Source organism: Actinomyces sp. SKVG-SVH-4(1) (genome assembly GCF_048514265.1).
Lineage (GTDB): Bacteria > Actinomycetota > Actinomycetes > Actinomycetales > Actinomycetaceae > Actinomyces > Actinomyces oris.
Genome location: NZ_JBGEVE010000019.1, coordinates 12,904 through 32,814, shown reverse-complemented (window position 1 = coordinate 32,814; position 19,911 = coordinate 12,904). Strand labels below are relative to the sequence as shown.

The 19,911-nt window shown below is 68.9% G+C and carries 15 protein-coding genes; 1 reads left to right on the top strand and 14 read right to left on the bottom strand.

From position 1 onward, the window contains the following. Positions 1 to 14 precede the first annotated feature (14 nt). The 14 genes from typA to AB7V09_RS12070 all read right to left on the bottom strand — a co-directional run bounded on the left by typA (position 15) and on the right by AB7V09_RS12070 (position 18,951). Entirely contained in the window at positions 15 to 1,937 is a 1,923-nt protein-coding gene (typA, locus tag AB7V09_RS12135) for a translational GTPase TypA (RefSeq protein ID WP_419143910.1), read from the bottom strand. 207 nt (positions 1,938 to 2,144) lie between these two features. Beyond that, a complete protein-coding gene (locus AB7V09_RS12130; protein WP_043538205.1) occupies positions 2,145 to 3,347 on the bottom strand; it encodes an MFS transporter in 1,203 nt (400 codons plus the stop codon). An 87-nt stretch (positions 3,348 to 3,434) separates the two neighbouring features. Further along, positions 3,435 to 4,130 (bottom strand): hypothetical protein, encoded by a 696-nt coding sequence (locus AB7V09_RS12125; RefSeq protein WP_419143909.1) that lies wholly within the window; start codon positions 4,128 to 4,130, stop codon positions 3,435 to 3,437. A 73-nt stretch (positions 4,131 to 4,203) separates the two neighbouring features. Next, positions 4,204 to 5,871: an ABC transporter family substrate-binding protein gene (locus AB7V09_RS12120; RefSeq protein ID WP_419143908.1), complete on the bottom strand. Its 1,668-nt coding sequence runs from the start codon at positions 5,869 to 5,871 to the stop codon at positions 4,204 to 4,206. Positions 5,872 to 5,978: 107 nt separating this feature from the next. Further along, complete coding sequence (locus AB7V09_RS12115; protein ID WP_419143907.1) at positions 5,979 to 8,186, bottom strand: dipeptide ABC transporter ATP-binding protein; 2,208 nt, start codon at positions 8,184 to 8,186, stop codon at positions 5,979 to 5,981. Next, on the bottom strand, positions 8,183 to 9,169 hold the full coding sequence (locus AB7V09_RS12110) for an ABC transporter permease (RefSeq protein WP_101558804.1): 987 nt from the start codon (positions 9,167 to 9,169) through the stop codon (positions 8,183 to 8,185). Before AB7V09_RS12110 ends, AB7V09_RS12115 begins: the two co-directional genes overlap by 4 nt. 30 nt (positions 9,170 to 9,199) lie before the next feature. Continuing rightward, the gene (locus AB7V09_RS12105) at positions 9,200 to 10,159 is read right to left on the bottom strand and encodes an ABC transporter permease (protein ID WP_009747777.1); all 960 of its coding nucleotides are present in this window, start codon (positions 10,157 to 10,159) and stop codon (positions 9,200 to 9,202) included. Positions 10,160 to 10,398: 239 nt separating this feature from the next. After that, complete coding sequence (locus AB7V09_RS12100) at positions 10,399 to 12,291, bottom strand: dipeptide ABC transporter ATP-binding protein (RefSeq protein ID WP_075414922.1); 1,893 nt, start codon at positions 12,289 to 12,291, stop codon at positions 10,399 to 10,401. Then, the gene (locus tag AB7V09_RS12095) at positions 12,288 to 13,247 is read right to left on the bottom strand and encodes an ABC transporter permease (protein ID WP_003787287.1); all 960 of its coding nucleotides are present in this window, start codon (positions 13,245 to 13,247) and stop codon (positions 12,288 to 12,290) included. Before AB7V09_RS12095 ends, AB7V09_RS12100 begins: the two co-directional genes overlap by 4 nt. Beyond that, positions 13,240 to 14,169 (bottom strand): ABC transporter permease, encoded by a 930-nt coding sequence (locus AB7V09_RS12090; protein ID WP_075379177.1) that lies wholly within the window; start codon positions 14,167 to 14,169, stop codon positions 13,240 to 13,242. The genes AB7V09_RS12095 and AB7V09_RS12090 overlap by 8 nt, the downstream gene beginning before the upstream one ends. 17 nt (positions 14,170 to 14,186) lie before the next feature. Next, positions 14,187 to 15,812, bottom strand: coding sequence for an ABC transporter substrate-binding protein (locus AB7V09_RS12085; protein WP_419143906.1), 1,626 nt, complete (start codon positions 15,810 to 15,812; stop codon positions 14,187 to 14,189). A 164-nt stretch (positions 15,813 to 15,976) separates the two neighbouring features. After that, positions 15,977 to 17,092, bottom strand: a complete 1,116-nt coding sequence (locus AB7V09_RS12080; protein ID WP_419143905.1) for an LLM class flavin-dependent oxidoreductase — start codon at positions 17,090 to 17,092, stop codon at positions 15,977 to 15,979. Positions 17,093 to 17,206: 114 nt separating this feature from the next. Next, positions 17,207 to 17,794, bottom strand: coding sequence for a biotin transporter BioY (locus AB7V09_RS12075; RefSeq protein ID WP_419143904.1), 588 nt, complete (start codon positions 17,792 to 17,794; stop codon positions 17,207 to 17,209). Positions 17,795 to 17,925: 131 nt separating this feature from the next. Then, complete coding sequence (locus tag AB7V09_RS12070) at positions 17,926 to 18,951, bottom strand: lysophospholipase (RefSeq protein WP_419143903.1); 1,026 nt, start codon at positions 18,949 to 18,951, stop codon at positions 17,926 to 17,928. A 392-nt stretch (positions 18,952 to 19,343) separates the two neighbouring features. On the opposite strand from AB7V09_RS12070, the gene AB7V09_RS12065 reads away from it, so the two are divergent. Then, on the top strand, positions 19,344 to 19,910 hold the full coding sequence (locus AB7V09_RS12065; protein WP_419143902.1) for an NUDIX domain-containing protein: 567 nt from the start codon (positions 19,344 to 19,346) through the stop codon (positions 19,908 to 19,910). Position 19,911: the final 1 nt, after the last annotated feature.

Sequence of the window (19,911 nt, the reverse complement as noted above, 5' to 3'; positions counted from 1 at the left end):
GGCGGCGGTTCCTCTCAGGCCTCGGCACGACGACGGCGGGCGTTCTCGCGGAAACGCTCCTGGGAGTTGAGGATGACCTTGCGGATGCGCACGGCCTCCGGGGTGACCTCGACGCACTCGTCGTCGGCGGCGAACTCGAGGGCCTCCTCCAGGGTGAGGCGGCGCGGCGGCACAAGGGCCTCGAAGGTGTCCGCGGTCGAGGAGCGCATGTTGGTCTGCTGCTTCTCACGGACCACGTTGACGTCCATGTCCTCACCGCGGGGGTTCTCCCCCACGACCTGCCCCTCGTAGGTCTCCTGGGTGGGCTCGACGAAGAAGCTGCCGCGGTCCTGCAGGCGGATGAGCGCGTAGGCGGTCACGGCCCCGGCGCGGTCGGAGACGAGGGAGCCGGTGGTGCGCGAGACGATCTTGCCGGCCCACGGGGCGTAGCCCTCGGCGATGGAGGAGGCGATGCCGGTGCCGCGGGTCTCGGTGAGGAACTGGGTGCGGAAGCCGATGAGGCCGCGGGCCGGCACGAGGAACTCCATGCGGATCCAGCCGGTGCCGTGGTTGGTCATGGTCTCCATCTGGCCCTTGCGGGCGGCCATGAGCTGGGTGACGGCGCCCAGGTACTCCTCGGGGACGTCAATGGTCATGCGCTCGATGGGCTCGTGGCGCTTGCCGTCGATGGTGCGGGTGACCACCTGGGGCTTACCGACGGTCAGCTCGAATCCCTCGCGGCGCATCTGCTCCACGAGGATCGCCAGCGCCAGCTCGCCGCGTCCCTGGACCTCCCAGGCGTCGGGCCGGGTGGTGGGCAGGACCCGCAGGGACACGTTGCCGATGAGCTCGCGATCCAGGCGGTCCTTGACCTGGCGGGCGGTGACCTTCGCGCCCTTGGTGCGCCCGGCCATCGGGGAGGTGTTAATGCCGATGGTCATGGCGATGGCCGGGTCGTCCACGGTGATGAGCGGCAGGGGGCGGGGGTCCTCAGGGTCCACAAGGGACTCGCCGATGGTGATGTCCTCGATCCCGGCGACGGCGACGATGTCGCCGGCATGCGCCTCCTCTGCGGGCTTGCGGTCCAGCCCCTCGGTGACGAGGAGCTCGGAGACACGGGCAGAGACCAGCGAGCCGTCGTGGCGGGCCCAGGCCACCGTCTGCCCCTTGCGCAGGGTGCCGTTGTGGATGCGCAGCAGCGCCAGGCGGCCCAGGAAGGGTGAGGCGTCCAGGTTGGTGACGTGGGCCTGCAGGGGGGCGCCCTCCTCGTAGGAGGGGCCGGGGATCCGCTCGATGATGGTGCGGAAGAGCGGCTCGAGGTTGTCGTTGGCCGGCAGCTCGCCGTCGGCCGGGGCCTCGGTGTCGGCGCGGCGGGCCTTGGCGGAGGCGTAGATGACGGGCACATCCAGGACGGCGTCGAGGTCGATGTCGGGGTGCTCGTCAGCCAGGTCGCTGGCCAGGGACAGCAGCAGGTCAGTGGACTCGGAGACGACCTCGTCGAGCCGGGAGTCGGGGCGGTCCACCTTGTTGACCACGAGGATGACCGGCAGGTTCGCGGCCAGGGCCTTGCGCAGCACGAAGCGGGTCTGGGGCAGGGGCCCCTCGGAGGCGTCGACGAGGAGGACGACACCGTCGACCATGGACAGCCCGCGCTCGACCTCACCGCCGAAGTCGGCGTGGCCGGGGGTGTCGATGACGTTGATGACGATGCCCTCGGGGCAGCCGGCATCCGCAGCGGAGGGGCCCGAGTAGTGGACCGCCGTGTTCTTGGCGAGGATCGTGATGCCCTTCTCGCGCTCCAGCTCGCCGGAGTCCATGACGCGCTCACCGGTGGTCTCCTCGGTGGCCCGGGCCCCGAAGGCCCCCGCCTCCCAAAGCATGGCGTCGACAAGAGTGGTCTTGCCGTGGTCGACGTGGGCGACAATGGCGACGTTGCGCAGATCCTGGCGCACGGTCATAGGGGGCACTTCTTCCGGTGGGAGGACGCCGCGGGCCAGGCACCGCTCAGGCACCGACCACAGGGCACGAAACAGAGAAAGACTAGAGGACGCCGGTCGCGACCTGCCATGGCCGGGCCAACACCCGCCATGTGCCGCCCCTCACCTCGACCATTCAGGAGCCGACGGCATCAACCGCCGGGTGGGACTGCGAGCACGAGCCACCGGTCATTCCACAGCCGGCTCGACTTGCTCCACCTCCGGGGAGACAGCGCACGCCCACAGACACCCGAGCAGCACCAATACGCATACCCCGGCGGTCGTCAGCACACCCGCGCCCTGGCCCAGCCACACCGCAAGGGCGGGAACAGCCACATAGCCCAGCGGCGCGACGCCATCCCCGGCGAGGTAGTCCAAGGCGAACACAGAGGGCAGTGCGTCACGCTCAACTCGAGACTGAAGAAACGTCTCCCAAGCCACACTCGTCGCCGCAATCACGGCACTTGACACGAAGAGAGACACCGCGACCAGCCACAGAGGCGCACCGAGCACCACACTGACCGGAACCGGAACGAAGCTGAGAAGCGCAACCAGGCACAGCACTGGGCGCGACAAGCGGGATGGCAGACGAACCAAGGACCCCACGATCCCACCGACGGCAAACAAGGACTCACTGACTCCGATGAACCATAACGCCCGATAATCATCGCGCAGCATCACCGGGTATATCGTCATGTAACTCCCCCACACAGTAAAGTGCCACACCCCGGAGCCGACCAGCACAACGAGAACACCTCGGGAACGTGCAGCGGCCCGCAGGCCCCGCTTCAGCGCGGTCACGCGATCCGCACCACCCGTTCTGCGCCCCTTCGGCAGGCGGCTCTGCGACAGCAGGCACACGAGCATCAGCAGGGATACCAGCCACCAAGCATCTGAAACACCTCGCCATGACTGCACCAGCGCAATAACTCCAGGGCCGGCGACCGCGCACAGGCCAGCGACGACAGCCCTGGCAGAATTCATCCGATCCAGCAGGTCCGGCCGCACCAGGTCTGCGACATAGGACCCCATCGTTGGATACATGATCGATGCGACAAACTCCAAGGCGAACGACACAGTGACGTACACGCCGAGACCAACCGAGCCAGCACGACTCAGTATTGCGATCCCACCACAGATGACGATCCATGCGGCCGCCGCACCACCGAACATGGTCTTGGGGCTGACGTGGACCAGCATCTGCGGAGCCAACAAAGCGCCCAAGATGCCCGGCAGCGCACCCACGCCGAGAACCAGCCCGACGCCGGAGGCACTGTAACCCTCCGACGCGACAGCTATCGCCAGCAATACGGGAACCGCCGAATTCGCCAGGACATACAGGCCTCGCGACACAAGAAACTCAACGACGTATTCCTCCGCCATCAGCTTCATTCAGCTACCCTTCCCGCCGTACTCCCAGTACGTGTTCGTCCGTCTCACGGCTGTTCACCGAGTACACCAAGGCGCCGATAGGGCGGGTCATAGGAGCACAGTCGCGGCCGCGAGCGCGACGGCGAGCAGTCCGGCGGCGGCGACGACCGGGCGGTTGAGGCTGCTGGTCACGCCGGCGACCTCGCCGGGCGCCGTCTCGTCCGCGGCCCGAGCGGGAAGGCTGCGCACCTGCTCGGCGTAGGCCTCGATGAGGGACCCGGCGTCACCGGTGTCGAGGTTGGTGCGGTGAGTCCCCTCCCCCACCAGGTACTCCGGGCGCACCGCCGGGGTCGGCTCGGCGGCCCGCAGGCCGTCGCGCCGCTCCTGCTGCTCGCGCAGTTCCTGGCGGCGCCGGAAGGACTCGGCCATGCCGCCGCGGCGGGGAGCGGCCGAGGCCCGCACCTCGACGTCGTCGCGGGTGACGACCGACAGCCCCCAACGGGTGCGGCACATCTCGACCTCGCCCCAGTCCAGCACGTGGGTGCGCCAGGCGTTGCGGATGGTGAGGGCCCGCGGGGCCAGGGTGATCTGCGGGGCCCACCACAGCAGCCAGGTGAGGAAGGTGAGCGCCCCCGCCCAGGCCAGGGTGCGCAGCCCGTGGGCGGCGCCGTCGGCCAGGCCGATCGTCAGGGACATCCCCGCCGAGGCCAGGCCGATGAGGGCGGTGCCGAGGCGGGCCGGCAGGGACCGGATGACGACGGTCGGCATGGCACGGGGCACAGTGGTGGACACAGCGGTGGGCACGTCTTCTTGCACGGGCGCATCATGCCGCACCGGCTCTCCTCCGTCGTCATCCGGTCCGGTTGAGGGCACCGGCTCAGCTCTTGACGTAGCCAATGCGCTCGGGCCGGAAGGAGGCCAGCCCCTGGGCACCGAAGTTGCGCAGCGTCTTGGGCACGGCGGTCAGCTGCATGCGCTGGTAGATCGGGATGTTGAAGACGTTCTCCCACAGGATCTTATCGAGCTCGTTGGCGAGCTTGTTGCGCTCGGAACCGTCGGGGGTCGAGCCGATCTTGGCGACGTACTGGTCGACCTCGGGAACGGACAGTCCGGTGTAGTTCGACTGGCTGGTCGAGGCGTAGTACTGGCCCACGTTGGCCAGGGGGTACTGGGTCTTCTCGGTGGTGAAGGCCGTCAGCGCGTAGTTCTTCTTGTTGATGTACTCCGGGAAGTACTTGTCGATCTCGACGGTGGAGACACTGAGCTTGATGCCGACCTCGCCCAGCTGCTTCTGAAGGAGGTTGGCCTCGTTGGTGGCCACCGGGGCGTTGGAGGGGATGGTCATCACCAGCTCGAGCTTCGTGCCGTCCTTGGCACGCACGCCGTCGGATCCGGCCACCCAGCCGGCGCCGTCGAGCAGCTTCTTGGCGGCCTCGACGTCGTGTCCCCAGCTGGTGGAGTTGTCCTGGTAGCCCTCCTGGACGGGCAGGAAGAAGCGGTTGCCCAAGAGGGTCTTCTTGGCGTCCACGGGCAGGCCCGCCAGGTCGGAGGCCGCAATGGCCTCGCGGTCGCAGGCCCGGGTGATGGCCTGGCGCACGGCCTTGTCCGCCAGCGGGCCGGAGGAGGCGTTGAACATGATGTGACGCCACTGCAGGCCGGTGTTCTGGCGGACCTCGGCGTCGTCACGGCCGCTGGCCTGCTGGTAGACGTCGGCGGAGAAGATGTAGTCTAGGACGTCGATCTCCTTGTTGGCGAAGGCCTGCCCCAAGGCCGAGTCGTCCAGGACGTGCAGGGTGACGGTCTCGAGCTTGGGGGTGGCGCCCCACCACTTGTCGTTGCGCTCCAGGGTGATGACCTGCTTGGACTCGTCGTAGCCCTTGATCTTGAAGGGGCCGGCGAAGTAGTCGTTGTTGAACTTGGTGGCGCCGGCCATCGACTCGTTGAAGGTCTTGGCATCGGCCATGAGCTCCCTGGGGGTGACGCCGGCCAGGGCATTGGACCAGTCGGGGTAGACCGAGTTGAAGGTGACCTTGGCGGTCTGCTTGTCCACGATCTCGACCTTCTCGACCTTGTCGATTCCCTCAACGGTGGCCCAGGAGTAGCTGGAGTCCTTGACGTGGTCGAAGAACACCTTGATGTCCTCGGAGTCCCACTTTCGCCCATTGCCCCAGGTGGCCTTCTCGTTGACGGCCACGGTGACCACGGTCTTGCCACCGACCTCCGCGGCCTCGAGCTTGGTGAGGAAGTCGGGGTTCGGCGTCGCCTTGCCGTCCGCGGCCCAGTCGACGACGAAGGGGGAGACGAACTTCATGACCAGCCACATGTCGACGATGTTGCCGTCCACGGTCGCGGCGTTCCAGTTCGTCGGCGCCGAGCCGATGCCGAAGCGCAGCGTGCCCCCGTCCTGGAGCTCGTCGGGGGCGGCGGTGGGCACGCCGGCGGTGGAGCCCGAGGAGCCGGAGCCGTTCTTGGCGCAGGCCGCCAGGGCGGTCAGGACGGCCGCGGAGGCCGTCGTGGCAAGGAACATGCGACGGTTGAGCTTCATGGGAATCTCCGTTCACTAAGGGCGCCGTCGTCGGCGCGCGGTGGTGGGCAGGATCGGTGGACTGGATCGGTGGACAGTGTGATGGGTGGACTCGGGGGCGAGGGACGTCAGAAGACCGCGGTGCGCTCGGGGTAGTAGCAGGCGACGTCGTGGTCCTCGCCCTGGGAGCGGAACTCCGGCATGGCTCCCAGGCAGGCCGATCGCTCGTCGTCGGTGAGTCCTGAGGCGAACTTCGGGCAGCGGGTGCGGAAGCGGCAACCCGAGGGCGGGTTGGCGGGGCTGGGCATATCGCCCTCCAGGACGATGCGGCTGCGGCCGCGCTCCTTGGCCGGGTCCGGGATGGGGATCGCCGAGAGCAGGGCCTGGGTGTAGGGGTGGGCCGGGGCCTCGAAGATGGTGTCGACGTCGCCGATCTCCACGATCCGCCCCAGGTACATGACGGCGACGCGGTCGGCGATGTGGCGCACCACTGACAGGTCGTGGGCCACGAAGAGGTAGCTGAGCCCCATGGTGGCGCGCAGCTCGTCGAGCAGGTTGATGACGCCGGCCTGGATGGACACGTCCAGGGCGGAGACCGGCTCGTCGAGGACCAGGAGACTGGGTTCGAGGGCCAGGGCGCGGGCGATGCCGATACGCTGACGCTGCCCGCCGGAGAAGTTGCGCGGGTAGCGGTTGGCGTGGCTGGGCTCGAGCCCGACGAGCTCCATGAGCTCCTCGATGCGCGGCCCGATGTCCGCCTTCTTCCAGCCGTTGGCCCGCAGCGGCTCGGCGATGATGTCGAAGATCGGCAGGCGTGGGTCCAGGGAGGCCATGGGGTCCTGGAAGACGATCTGCAGGTCGCGGCGCACCTGGCGACGCTGGGCCCGCCCCAGGTCGGCCGTGTCCTTGCCCAGGACCACGATCGTGCCCTCCTGGGGCCCCTGGAGGGAGAGGACCTCCATGAGGGTGGTGGTCTTGCCGCATCCGGACTCGCCGACCAGGGCCAGGGTCTCGCCCCGGCGGACGTCGAAGGAGACGCCGTCGACGGCGTGGACGGTGCCCACGCGTCTTTTGAAGACGGCGCCCTTCATGAGGGGGAACTCCTTGACGAGGTCGGTGACGCGCAGGACCTCGGGGCGCTCGGCGTGCGGCAGGCTCATGGTCTCGGGAGTCTTGAGCGCCGGCACGGGATAGATGTGGGAGTAGTCGAGCTGGTCCCGCTCGATCTCGTCGCGGCGGTGGCAGGCCGAGTACTGGGCGCCGGAGCCGGCCTCCTGGCCGTCGGTCCCGTCGCGCTCCACGAGGGTGAGCTCCGGCTCGCCCTGGGCGCACTCGGCCTGGGCCATGGGGCAGCGGGGGATGAAGGGGCACCCTCGGGGCAGCTCGAGCAGGGAGGGCGGGTTGCCCTCCAGGGTGGCCAGGGCCGAGTCCTTGCGCGCGTCCAGACGGGGCAGGGAGCCGAGCAGGCCGATCGTGTAGGGCATGCGCGAGCGGTAGAAGATGTCGTCGACGTCGCCGGTCTCCACGATGCGCCCGGCGTACATGACGGCCACCCGGTCCGCCATGCCGGCCACGACCCCCAGGTCGTGGGTAATCATGATGACGCCGGCACCGGTCTCCTTCTGGGCGGTGCGCAGCACGTCGAGGATCTGGGCCTGGATGGTGACGTCGAGGGCCGTGGTGGGCTCGTCGGCGATGATGAGATCGGGGTCGTTGGCGATCGCGATGGCGATGACGGCCCGCTGGCGCATACCACCGGAGAACTCGTGGGGGTAGGCCTTGGCGCGCACCTGCGGGTTGGGGATGCCCACCAGGTCGAGCAGCTCGACGGCGCGCTTGTGGGCGTCCGCCTCGCTCATGCCGGGCTGGTGGATCCGCAGGGCCTCGACGATCTGGGCGCCCACCGTGTACACGGGGGTCAGGGCGCTGAGCGGGTCCTGGAAGACCATGGCGACCTGGGAGCCGCGGATGCGGGACATGTAGCCGTCGGGCCGCCCCAGCAGCTCGGTGCCGTGGAGGCGCACCGAGCCGGTGACCTCGGCGGACTCGTCGAGCAGTCCCATGACCGCCGTCGAGGTGACGGACTTGCCCGAGCCGGACTCACCGACCAGGGCCAGCACCTCACCGCGGGCGACGGACAGGTTGACTCCGCGCACGGCGTTGACGCGCCCGTCCTCGGAGGGGAAGGAGACCTTCAGGTCGGAGACCTCCAGCAGCGGGGCGGCGCTGGTGGGGTCCGGCAGCGCGTCGTCGCCTCTGCGGGCATCGACGGCGGGCACGGCCGCGGCACTCTTCGTGGCCTCGGCGGACGTGCGGGTGCTGCTCGTGGGGCTCATGCCTTGCCTCCTGACTTGGACGAGGGATCGATGGCATCGCGCAGACCGTCACCCATGACATTGACGCACAGGAGCATGAGGACGAGCACGGCGGCCGGGGCCAGGAAGATCCAGGGGTAGGTGGTCGCGGAGCGCTGCCCCTCGGCGATGAGGGTGCCCAGGGAGGTGTTGGGCGGCTGGACCCCGAAGCCGAAGTAGGACAGCGTCGTCTCGCTGATGACGGCGTAGGCCACGTTGATGGTGGCGTCCACGATGAGCAGGGAGGCGATATTGGGCAGGATGTGCCGGGCGATAATGACGGGACTGGGCACGTTCATGAAGCGGGCGGCATTGACGTACTCCAGGTTCTTCACGCTCAGGGTCAGGGAGCGCACCACGCGGGCCGTGAGCATCCACCCGAAGCCGGCCAGCAGGATGATGAACAGCGCGATGGAGCCCTTGGCGGCTCCGGCCCGCTGGGAGAGGATCGCGATGATGAGGAAGGAGGGCACCACCAGGAGCAGGTCAGTGGCCCACAGGGCGATCTTCTCCCACCAGCCGCCGAAGTAGGCGGCCGAGGACCCGATGACGGCGGCGATGCCCGTCTGGAGCAGGGCGACGAAGACGCCGATCATCATGGACTTGCGGGTGCCCTCCACGACCATCGCGTAGACGTCGCGGCCGCCCTGGGTGGTGCCGAACCAGTGATCGGCACTGGGGGCCTGCAGGAAGGCGGAGGAGTCGACGTCGGTGAAGGTCCAGTGGGTCGCGGCGTCACCGAGGAGCGCGAAGAGCACCATGAGCAGGAAGCCGATCGCGCCGACGACGGCCCCCTTGTTGCGCCAGAAGCGCCGGGTGATGATCTGCCTGCGGGTCAGACGCCGGGAGTCCCTGGGAGTCTCCTTGGTGATGTCGCCCAGGTCCTCGGGGCTCAGCGGGGCCTCCCCGCCCTGCTCGACGGCGGCGTAGCCGCCCACCGTCATCTGCTTGCCGATGGAGGCCATCCCGTTGGGTTCAGCATTGCGCGCCATGGGTCAGCTCACCCTCACTCTCGGGTCGACGATCGCCACGAAGACATCGGACAGGAGCGCGCCGGTGAGGGTGCACAGCCCGGAGAAGGCGACGACGGCCGTCACTCCGTTGATGTCCATGCCGGAGATCGCGCTGATGGAGTACTCGCCCATGCCGTGCCAGCCGTAGACCCGCTCGGTGATGGCGGCACCGGTGAACAGGGTGGCCAGGGCGAAGGCGAAGTAGGTGGCCATGGGGATGAGCGCGGTGCGCAGCGCGTGGCGGGTCAGTGCCTTGCGCTTGATGAGGCCCTTGGCGCGGGCGGTGCGCACGTAGTCGGCGCCCAGGGTGTCGAGCATGAGGTTGCGCTGGAAGCGGGAGTAGGAGGCGATACCGCCCAGCGACATCGACAGGGTGGGAAGCAGCAGGTGCTGGAGGCGACCGAGGGCGCCCTCCCCCTCACCGGTGAACTCGAAGATCTGGAAGCCGGAGCTGCGGTTGATCTGGACGGCCAGGACCTGCAGGAGGATCGCGATGACCATGGCGGGGGTGGAGATGATAATCATGGAGATCAGGGAGGTCACGCGGTCGGAGAAGCGGTACTGGCGCGTGGCGGTCCAGGCCCCCAGGGCCACTCCCCCGACCATGCCGATGGCGGCACCCAGGAAGACCAGCCGCACCGAGACGAAGATCTTGGTGCCGATGAGGGTGTTGATGAGCTCACCCTTGGGGGTGCGCCCCCAGTCCCAGTGGAAGAGCACGTTGCGCAGCCAGGTGACGTAGCGGTCCCACACGGGCAGGTCGTGACTGATGTTGTACTTCACGAGGTTGGCGTGAATGGCGTCCCAATTAAGGGAAGGATCCTGACGGTTCCACAGGGCCGAGGGATCCAGGGAGGCCGAGGCCAGTAGATAGGCCAACGATGTGGCGATGAACAGCAGGACCGCGTAGTTCGCGATCCGGCGCGCCAGGTACGGGAGCATGCGTTCTCCTCCTTCGGACAACCCACCGGTGCAAGGATCACCGGCCCGTGGCACGAGCACCTGACAGCCGTGAAGGTGACACCGTGTACGAACAAATGAACGGGGTCACAATACCTGTTGAGTGAAACTCAATGGATACATTTCCAGCATTCAGGAAATGCCCGCCTGGTCGATATCGGAGGGGAAAGGAAACGCGGCGGCGGATTGACGTCCACCGCCGCGTCGTCAGACGTCCATCCTCAGCTCTCGGACCTCGAGGGAGCCTCATCGCCGTAGAGGTCGATTCCGGCTCCGGGGACGGCCCGGATGAGCTCGCGGGTGTAGTCCTGGCGCGGGTTGGCGAAGAGCTCGTCGGCTGCCCCGGACTCCACGATGCGCCCGTGCTCCATGACGACGACGTCGTCGGCGATCTGGCGCACGACGGCCAGGTCGTGGGTGATGAACAGGTAGGTCAGCTCCAGCTCGGCCTGCAGGTCGGACAGCAGGCGCAGGATCTGGGCCTGGACCAGCACGTCCAGGGCGGAGACCGCCTCGTCGAGGACGACGATCTGCGGCTTGAGGGCCAGGGCGCGGGCGATGGCGACGCGCTGGCGCTGACCGCCGGAGAGCTCGTGGGGGTAGCGGCGCATGACCGAGCGCGGCAGGGAGACCATGTCGAGCAGCTCGGCGACGCGCGCCTCGCGCTCCTTGGCGGTGCCGATCCCGTGGACCCGCAGCGGCTCCTCGACGACGCGGAAGATCGAGTACATCGGGTCCAGGGAGCCGTAGGGGTTCTGGAAGACCGGCTGCATGATGCGCCGCAGGGCGAAGAGCTCCTTGGGCCCCAGGGTGGACAGGTCCACCCCGTCGTGAAACACCTTGCCGGAGGTGGGGTCGATGAGGTTCAAGATGATGTTGGCGACCGTGGACTTGCCCGAGCCGGACTCACCGACGAGCGCCGTCGTCGTGCCCTTGCGGATACCGAAGCTGACGTCGTCGACGGCGGTGAGGGTCTTGTCCTTGCCCTTGGCGCCGCGCACCTCGAAGACCTTGGTGAGGTGCTCCACGCGCAGGATCTCCTCGGTGGCGCTCGATCCCAGGCTGGCGCCCAGGAGCTCGTCGTCGGTGACCTGGATGCCGCGGGCGTGGGCGGACTCGATGCGCCGGGAGGCCAGGGAGGGGGCGGCCTTGACCAGACGCTGGGTGTAGGGATGGCGGGGGTCTTGGAGCACCTCGAGGCTGGGACCGGACTCGACGACCCGGCCGCGGTGCATAACAACGATGTGCTCGGCCCTCTCAGCGGCCAGCCCCAGGTCGTGGGTGATGAAGAGCATCGCGGTGCCCAGCTCGCGCACGAGGGTCTGGAGGTGGTCGAGGATACGTCGCTGGACGGTGACGTCCAGGGCGCTGGTGGGCTCATCGGCGATGAGCAGGTCGGGGCGGGCGGCCAGGCCGATGGCGATGAGGGCGCGCTGGCGCATGCCGCCGGAGAACTCGTGGGGGTACTGCTTGGCCCGCCGGGAGGCCTCGGGCAGGCCGGCCTGCTCCAGCAGGAGGGCCACCTGCTCGTCGACGTCGATGCGCCCGCCGGCCGAGGGGGCCGCCTTCTGGGCGCGGTCGGCACGCCCAGCGCGCCCCGCGTGCCCGGTGTGCTCGGCATGTTCGACCATGAGGTGGGCGAGGCGGTCGTCGGCGACGCCGGCCAGGCCGTTGGCCCGCAGCGCCTCCTTGACCTGGAAGCCGATGGACCACACCGGGTTGAGGTTGGACATGGGGTCCTGGGGCACCAGTCCGATGGAGGAGCCGCGCAGGGCGGTGAGCTCCTGGGTGCCCAGATGAGTGATGTCGCGGCCCTGGAAGCGGATCGTGCCGCCGGTGACCCGACCGGTTCCGGGCAGCAGCCCGATGACGGCGTGGGCCAGGGTGGACTTGCCCGAGCCCGATTCCCCCACGATGGCCACGGACTGGCCGGGGTAGAGGGTCAGGTTCGCCTTGCGCACGGCCGGGACGAGCCCGGTCGAGGAGCGGAAGGCGACCTCCAGGTCGCTGATCTCCAGGAGGGGGTCGCTCTCGGCCTTCCAGGAGGCCGCGGGGGCGAAGGTCTTGTCGGAGGCGCCTGAGGCGGTGGCGGTGGATGCGTTGGAGGGTGTCACTTGCGGGCCTTCGGGTCCAGGGCGTCGCGGACGACGTCGCCGAGCATGATGAAGCCGAGCACGGTCAGGGCCAGTGCGCCGGCGGGGAAGAGCAGGACGCTGGGGTGGCTGTTGAGGGCGTCCTTGGCGGCCGCGATGTCTGCGCCCCAGGAGACGACCGAGGAGGGCAGGCCGATGCCCAGGAAGCTCAAGGTGGCCTCAGAGACGATGAAGACGCCGAGCTCGACGGTGGCGGTCACGATGATGGGGGCGGCGGCGTTGGGCATGACGTGGCGCAGCAGCATGGCCATGCGTCCTGAGCCCAGTGCCCGCGAGGCGGTCACGTAGTCCTCGTTCTTGACGCTCATGACCGAGCCTCGCGTGATGCGGGCGATCTGGGGCCAGCCGAACAGGGCCAGGACCAGGATGACGGTGAGGATCGAGCGGTCGTTGCGGAACATCTGCATGACGACGATGGCCGCCAGGACGAAGGGCACGGCGAAGAAGATGTCAGTGACGCGCGAGAGCAGCGCGTCGAAGAACCCGCCGAAGAACCCGGCCAGGGCCCCGACGGCCGAGCCGACGAGAACCACGACGAGGGTGGTGAAGATGCCCACGCTCACCGAGGCCCGGGCGCCGTGGACGGTACGGGCGAAGATGTCGCAGCCCTGGATGTCGAATCCGAAGGGGTGGCCCCAGGAGGGCCCCTGGTAGGAGTTGACCAGCGTGCAGTAGCCGGGGTCGCGCGGGGCGATGAGCCCGGGGACCAGGGAGAAGGCCACGGCCACGGCGATGAGCACCGAGGCCGCCCAGAAGATGGGCCGACGGCGCAGCTGCCTCCAGGCGTCGACCCAGACGGAGGCCGGGGCGGACTCGTCGGCGACGGCGTCGACGGCGCCCAGGCCGATCTCGTCGTCGGCGATGACGAAGCGCTCCTGGCCCGGACGGGTAGTGGGGGACGTGGTGTTCTCAGGCATAGCGGATCCTCGGGTCCAGGGCGGCGTAGAGCAGGTCCACCAGGAGGTTGGAGACGATGAAGACGAGCACGAGCACAGTCGTGAAGGACACGACCATGGGGCCGTCGCCGCGGATGATGGCGGAGTAGAGGGTGCCTCCCACGCCCTTGATGTTGAAGATGCCCTCGGTGACGATGGCGCCTCCCATGAGGGCCCCCAGGTCCGCGCCCAGGAAGGTGACGACCGGGACCAGGGAGTTGCGCAGGACGTGGACGATCATGACGCGGCCCCCGCTCAGGCCCTTGGCCCGGGCGGTGCGCACGTGGTCGGCGGTGAGGTTCTCGGCCACCTCGGTACGGGTCAGGCGCAGCACGTAGGCGAAGGAGACAGCACCCAGCACGACCGCGGGCATGAGGAGCTCGGTGAAGCCGGGGCTCTCGCCTGCGGTCACCGGCAGCCATCCCAGGCGCACCCCGACGATGAACTGCAGGACGAAGCCGATGACGAAGGTGGGAACGGCGATGACCACCAGGGAGAGCACCAGGACGGTGGCGTCGAACCAGCCGCCCTTCCTCACCCCGGCGATGAGGCCGAAGCCGATGCCCGCGATGGCCTCGAAGGCCAGGGCCATGAGGGAGAGCTTGATGGTGATCGGGTAGGCCCGCACCAGCACGTCGAGGACGGACTCGGTCCCCCGCAGCGACTGGCCCAGGTCCAGGGTGAACAGTCCCTTGAGGTAGAGCAGGTACTGGACGATGAAGGGCTTGTCGAGGTGGTAGCTGGCCTTGATCTGGTCGATCACCTCGGGGCTGAGCGAGCGCTGGCCCCCGAGCGCGGCGATCGGGTCGCCCGGCAGGGCGAAGACCATGGCGTAGATGAGCAGCGTGGCACCGAAGAACACCGGGACCATCTGCAGCAGCCTGCGTGCGACGTAGCGAAGCATGTCTCCTTCTTCCTCCCTCAGAACTTGGAGATGGCCTCGGCCCGCACCCACAGGCGTCTGGCCTCGTCCGGGTCGTAGGTGAGGACCTCGTTGCCCGGGACATCCGGCGTCCAGCCCGCAACGGTGGGGGCGGTGAAGTCCTTGGCGGGCGTGCGGGTGCCGTAGTAGAGCTTGTCGCAGATGAGCTTGCGGTCGATGGCCCGGCAGATGGCGGCGCGGCGGGCGCGTCCCTCCTCGTCCATCTTCCAGTGCTCGTGGGTGACGTCGATGGCGATCCCCTGGTAGAAGGCGGCCGGCTTGTTGATGGCGCGCTCGCCCAACTGCTTCTGGAAGATGGGCAGGAAGGAGTCGGGGACTCCGTCGGCGATGTCGATGGCGTCGGCGAGCAGATCGTTGTAGACCGAGTCCAGGCTCGTGTACAGCTTGAAGGTGATGCCCTTGTTCGCCACCGTGCGCCCACCGGCGTAGGCGGGGTTGGGCTCCAGGACGATCCGACTGTCGTGGTCCCAGGAGACGAGCCGGTAGGGGCCGTTGCCCACCGGCTTGGCGCCGTAAGCCTTGGGGTCCTTGAAGGCGGATTCCGGCATCGGGTAGTAGGCGTAGTGCCCCAGGCTGATCTTGAAGTCCGACGCCGGAGCGTTCAGCTCGACCGTGAAGGTGAGGTCGTCCACCTTGGTCAACCCGGTCAGCTCGGAGTCCTCGTCGTAGGAGAAGCCCTTGATCCTCTCGAAGAAGGAGGAGCCGAGCTGGGCGTTGGACAGCAGGGCGCCGAACTTCCATGCCTTGATGAAGGAGTCGGCGGTCACCGGACTGCCGTCGGAGAAGGTCCAGCCCGGTTTGAGAGTGATCGTGTAATGCTGGTTGTCCGTCGTCTCAATGGAGGAGGCCACCTCATTGATGACCTTGCCGTCCTTGTCGTAGCGGATCAGGCCGGCGAAGACCAGGTCGAGAACGCGCCCACCATTGGCCTCGTTGGTGTTGGTGGGCAGCAGCGAGTTCTGCGGCTCGGAGAGATTGGCCAGGACGACGCCGCCGTTGGCGCTGGAGCGGGCCTCCTCGTAGACCGGGGTGGCGGTCCAGTTGAAGTCGACGTTGGAGGCGTTGCGGGAGTAGCCGCCGATCCCGTTCTGATACCACAACGGGATGCCGGGCAGGTCGGCGAAGAGCTGGGACTGGGCCTGACGGAAGTAGCCGTAGGCGGTCTGAGGGTCGGTGGCGGCCGCCGCCTTATCGAGCAGGTCGTCGAAGGTCTTCGAGGAGTACTGGGAGTCGTTGGCGCCAGCGCCGGTCTGGAAGGTGGCGTTGAGGAAGTTCTCCAGCGAGGGATAGTCGGCCAACCATCCGGAGCGGAAGGCGCCCAGAAGGGTGTGCTTGGTGATGGCCGAGCGCATCTCGGAGAACTGGGCCACCGGCAGGGGCTCCATGGTGATGCCCAGGACGTTGGACACCGAGTGGCACACGGCCTCGGCCCAGGTCTTGTGGGGGCCATCGGAGTTGTAGGCCAGGGTCAGCTTGCCGCTGCCGCTGCCCAGCCCGCCTCCTGTCGAGCTCGATCCGCGCGAGCATCCTGAGACCAGGAGCAGGCCGAAGGCGGCCGCGCCGAGCCCGAAGCCACGGCGCGACACTGTCAGGGCGTTGTTCATGCGACCTCCATGGGGCATGGAACCGACGGGGATTCGTCACTGGATCAGAGGGCTTCCGGCGCACTGAGGGGCTCAGGCGCCGCCCACAGGTGGAGATCTTATGTTTGCTATGGAAACAGGATCGACACGTGGAACCCGCGTCAAACCGTGAGAACCCGGTGGCCTCAGGCGTTCCAGGCCTGGGCGAGCAGCTCGTAGGAGCGGCGCCGCAGGGCCGGGTCGTGGGCGTAGGTGACCACCAGGATCTCATCGAGGTCCCACCGGGCGGCCTGCTCACGCAGGCGGGCGGCGACGTCGTCGGCCGTGCCCACGAAGGACAGGGACATGGCCGCCTCGACGGCTCCCTCCCGGCCGGGCGCGTAGGCGCGCCAGGCCTCGGGGTCCTGGCTGGGCGGGTCCAGCGGCCCGGGACGGTTGCCGACGATGCGGGCGGCGGCGGCCATGGCGGTACTGAACAGCAGGCGGGCCTCCTCCTGGCTGGGGGCCACCATGACGTTGACGGCCGCCGCGACCCGCGGGACGTCCGGCGCGCCCTGGGTGCCGAGGGCGCCTTCAGTAGGGGACTCCAGGACGGAGCGATAGGTGGCGATCGCCGCCTCCGCCTGGACCGGGGCGAAGTGCGAGGCGACGGCGAAGGGAAGTCCGAGCCGGCCCGCCACGCGGGCGCCGTTGACCGAGGAACCGAGCACCCACACGGTCGGGCGGGTGCCCTCCCCGGGGATGGCCCGCACCCGGGGGCCGCCGGGCTCAGGGGCGTGGAGGGCGTCGTCGGGAAGGCCGGGGGCGCCCAGGAGGAGGGAGCCGGGGACCCGTTCAGGCACGGGCTCGTCACCCAGGTAGGTGAGGATCTCCAGGATCTCCTCGGCGAAGCGGCCCGGATCGGAGGCCCCTCGGCGCAGTGCAGCGGCCGTGCGCCGGTCGGTGCCCGGGGCTCGCCCCAGTCCCAGATCGACCCGGCCGGGGTAGAGGGTGGCCAGGGTTCCGATCTGCTCGGCGACGACGAGCGGGGCGTGGTTGGGCAGCATGATCCCGCCGGAGGCGACACCCAGGCGCTCGGTGGCGGCCAGGACCTGCCCCATGAGGACGATGGTCGCCGAGGACAGGTAGGTGGTGGAGCCGTGGTGCTCGGCCAACCAGTAGCGCTCGTAGCCGGCGGCGTCGGCGGCTCGAGCCAGGGCGATCATGTCGGTAAGAGCGTCGGTGCGGCTGCATCCGGCGCTGACGGGGACCATGTCCATGACGGACAGGACGGGTACGGCCCGCCTTTCGGGCTGACTCATACGGGCACTCTAACCCCCTCCGACCACCCCGAAGCGGGCCCTCAGGCCCGTGTGCCCCGCCGAGCGCGGAGCCCGGCGGGGCACACGGAGGGTCCGACCCGCGTCGTCAGGCGGTCAGCGAAGGCGGCTGCGCGCGGGGAGCAGGCCGGTGGCGACCACGGACTTGAGGATGTCTCCCGCGATGAAGGGCACCAGGCCCAGGCTCAGGGCAGTGCTCCAGCTGGCGCCGGTGGCGACCTTCAGCCAGATGAGGCCCGGGACGTATACCGAGGCCGAGGCCAGCAGCATGAGGGCGACGCCGGTGGCGACCCGGGAGGTTGCGGAGCCGGAGTGGCGCGACCACACGGTGGCGGCGCGTCCAGCGATAGCGGCGATGAGGGTGTAGCCGATGACGTAACCGAAGGTCACGACGGTGCCCCCGGTCCAACCGGCAAGGACCGGAGCCCCAACAGCGGCCAGGGCGCCGAGGAGCATCGCGGACAGGGCGCCACGGCGCGAGCCGAGCACGGCTCCGACGCCAAGGGCTGCGAAGGTGCCCATGGAGATCGGCACCGGAGTGAAGGGCAGGGGGATCACGATCTGGCCGATGAGGGTCAGGGCGAGCGTTCCCGCCAGGACCAGCCCGGCGTCACGAACGTGGGCGAGTGCGGAACTGTGGGCGAGGCTACCGGCGGCTGACGTGGAGGAGGGTTTGGTGACCATGGCTCCACCCTACGGGGATCGCAGAGCTGACGAACGACCGGTTCCCACCGAAGAGCCACCGCACAACTTGTAGGTTTCCTACAAGGATGACGCGGCTAACCGCCTTGAAACCCGCGATCACCCGTCGGTTCTCACAGTTCTGGCAGGTGTCCGTCGATCCAGGTGAGGATGTCGCCAGTGACCTGGTCCCGGTTGGTCTCGTTGAGCAGCTCGTGGCGCCCGCCCGGGTAGAGGATGACGCAGACCTCCCGCACGCCGGCGCGGCGGTAGAGGGTGGCGGAGCGCTGGACACCCCGGCCCATGGCACCGACCGGGTCCCGGTCACCGGAGGCCAGGAGCATGGGCAGCCCCGCAGGCACGGCCGCGGCGTGGGCGGCCGTGTTGACGGCCCTTCCTCCGGCAACGAGGTCGCGGAAGAAGCTGGCGGTGCACACGAATCCGCACCAGGGGTCGGCGACGTAGCGGTCGACCTCGTGAACGTCCCGGCTGATCCAGTCGGCCTCGGTGCGGTTGGGGGCGAAGTGGCGCTGGTAGGGGCCGAAGGCGAGCGCGTTGAGCAGCCGAGAGGGGTGGCGCGGGCCGCGCAGCCGGGACTCCCCGGCGCAGACCGCGGCGGCGGGACGGGTCAGCGCACCAGTTCCTGAGCCGGTTCCCAGCAGGATGAGGCCGGCCAGCTCGTTGCCGCGGCGCGCGGCCAGGTCGCGGGCCAGGAAGGAGCCCCAGGAGTGGCCCATGAGGAAGACCGGAACATCGGGCCAGGCCCGCCGAGCCGCGTCCAGGACGGTGCCCATGTCGGCCACGACCCTCTCCCAGCCGCCCTTCTCGGCGACGAAGCCGAAGCCTCCCGGGGCGGCGGTGGCCCCATGGCCTCGGTGGTCGCCGGCCAGGACCGCATAGCCCTCCTCCACCGCCGAGGCGGCGAAGCGGGCGTAGCGCGAGGCGTGCTCGGCCATGCCGTGGGCGATGACGATGACGCCCCGAGGGCGGGCCGCGCCGGGTACCTGCGGACGCGGCGCGGCCGAGGTGGGCGCTGGGGAATCGGCCTCGGGGGCGTCGGCCACCAGGAGGGAGCCGTCGATGAGCCACTCGGGGAGCCAGATGTGCACGACCAGACGCGTTCCGTCGTCGGCTGTGAGCCGAGTAAGGCTGGTCTGCATCGGGTCCTCCTCAAGCAGCGTCGTCAATCGACGTCAACGGGGCGTCGGTCGGGCTCAGGTCGGCATCGGTCATCATTGATCGTGTCGACGACTGGCGGTCGGCGGCGACGTCGGGTCCGCGGACTGGGTCCGAGATCTCCCGTCACCCCAGGGTGGATCCTAGTTGTCCGACGTCGAGCCGGCAGCGTTACCGTCGAGGTGATTCTCAGATGCCCCACCCAGGACGGGCACGCTGCAAAGCTGCCGTAGACGGCCACTGATGACTGACTGCACCGGAGCATCGCCTACATTCCTGATGGTTTCATGAGTCCCTGTCTCCCGTATCCCGACCGTTCTCCTCATATCCCCCGCCGGTCCGGCTCCGCTCCGGCACCTGGTCTACGGTGGTCGCCATGGCAGCCCACTCCTTCACCCTCGTTCCCGCCGCCTACGTCTACCTCCTGCGTCCCGATCCGGTTGCCGTGGGCGAGGATGCCGCAGCGGCGAGCAGCGCGACCCAGGTGCTCCTCCAGCTGAGGCGGAACACCGGCTACATGGACGGGCACTGGGCCTGCGGCGCCTCGGGGCACGTCGAGGCCGCCGAGAGCGTCCTGGAGACGGCTGTGCGCGAGACCGATGAGGAGCTGGGGATCGGCGTCGAGGCGAAGGACCTTGACGCGCTGACGGCGATGCACCGCACCAATGACCTGGGCGGCGCGGCCCTGGAGCAGCGCATCGACCTGTTCTTCACGCTGCGGACCTGGACGGGCACGCCGGCCGTGCGTGAGCCGGCCAAGAACGCGGGTCTGCGCTGGTTCTCACTGACCGACCTGCCCGAGGCGGTCCCGCCGCACGAGCGCCACGTCCTGGAGCTGCTGGCCGCCTCCCTCGACGGCGGCAGGCCGGTACCCCCGATCATCACCTTCGGATTCGATGAGGGCCAGGACATCGACCGCTACGGCGTTGCCCTGCCGCACTGAG

What these genes read in the sequence shown, in the direction of transcription:
- typA (WP_419143910.1), bottom strand. Translation starts at nt 1,937, where the DNA reads ATGACCGTGCGCCAGGATCTGCGCAACGTCGCCATTGTCGCCCACGTC.
- AB7V09_RS12130 (WP_043538205.1), bottom strand. Translation starts at nt 3,347, where the DNA reads ATGAAGCTGATGGCGGAGGAATACGTCGTTGAGTTTCTTGTGTCGCGA.
- AB7V09_RS12120 (WP_419143908.1), bottom strand. Translation starts at nt 5,871, where the DNA reads ATGAAGCTCAACCGTCGCATGTTCCTTGCCACGACGGCCTCCGCGGCC.
- AB7V09_RS12115 (WP_419143907.1), bottom strand. Translation starts at nt 8,186, where the DNA reads ATGAGCCCCACGAGCAGCACCCGCACGTCCGCCGAGGCCACGAAGAGT.
- AB7V09_RS12110 (WP_101558804.1), bottom strand. Translation starts at nt 9,169, where the DNA reads ATGGCCTCCATCGGCAAGCAGATGACGGTGGGCGGCTACGCCGCCGTC.
- AB7V09_RS12105 (WP_009747777.1), bottom strand. Translation starts at nt 10,159, where the DNA reads ATGCTCCCGTACCTGGCGCGCCGGATCGCGAACTACGCGGTCCTGCTG.
- AB7V09_RS12095 (WP_003787287.1), bottom strand. Translation starts at nt 13,247, where the DNA reads ATGCCTGAGAACACCACGTCCCCCACTACCCGTCCGGGCCAGGAGCGC.
- AB7V09_RS12090 (WP_075379177.1), bottom strand. Translation starts at nt 14,169, where the DNA reads ATGCTTCGCTACGTCGCACGCAGGCTGCTGCAGATGGTCCCGGTGTTC.
- AB7V09_RS12085 (WP_419143906.1), bottom strand. Translation starts at nt 15,812, where the DNA reads ATGAACAACGCCCTGACAGTGTCGCGCCGTGGCTTCGGGCTCGGCGCG.
- AB7V09_RS12080 (WP_419143905.1), bottom strand. Translation starts at nt 17,092, where the DNA reads ATGAGTCAGCCCGAAAGGCGGGCCGTACCCGTCCTGTCCGTCATGGAC.
- AB7V09_RS12075 (WP_419143904.1), bottom strand. Translation starts at nt 17,794, where the DNA reads ATGGTCACCAAACCCTCCTCCACGTCAGCCGCCGGTAGCCTCGCCCAC.
- AB7V09_RS12070 (WP_419143903.1), bottom strand. Translation starts at nt 18,951, where the DNA reads ATGCAGACCAGCCTTACTCGGCTCACAGCCGACGACGGAACGCGTCTG.
- AB7V09_RS12065 (WP_419143902.1), top strand. Translation starts at nt 19,344, where the DNA reads ATGGCAGCCCACTCCTTCACCCTCGTTCCCGCCGCCTACGTCTACCTC.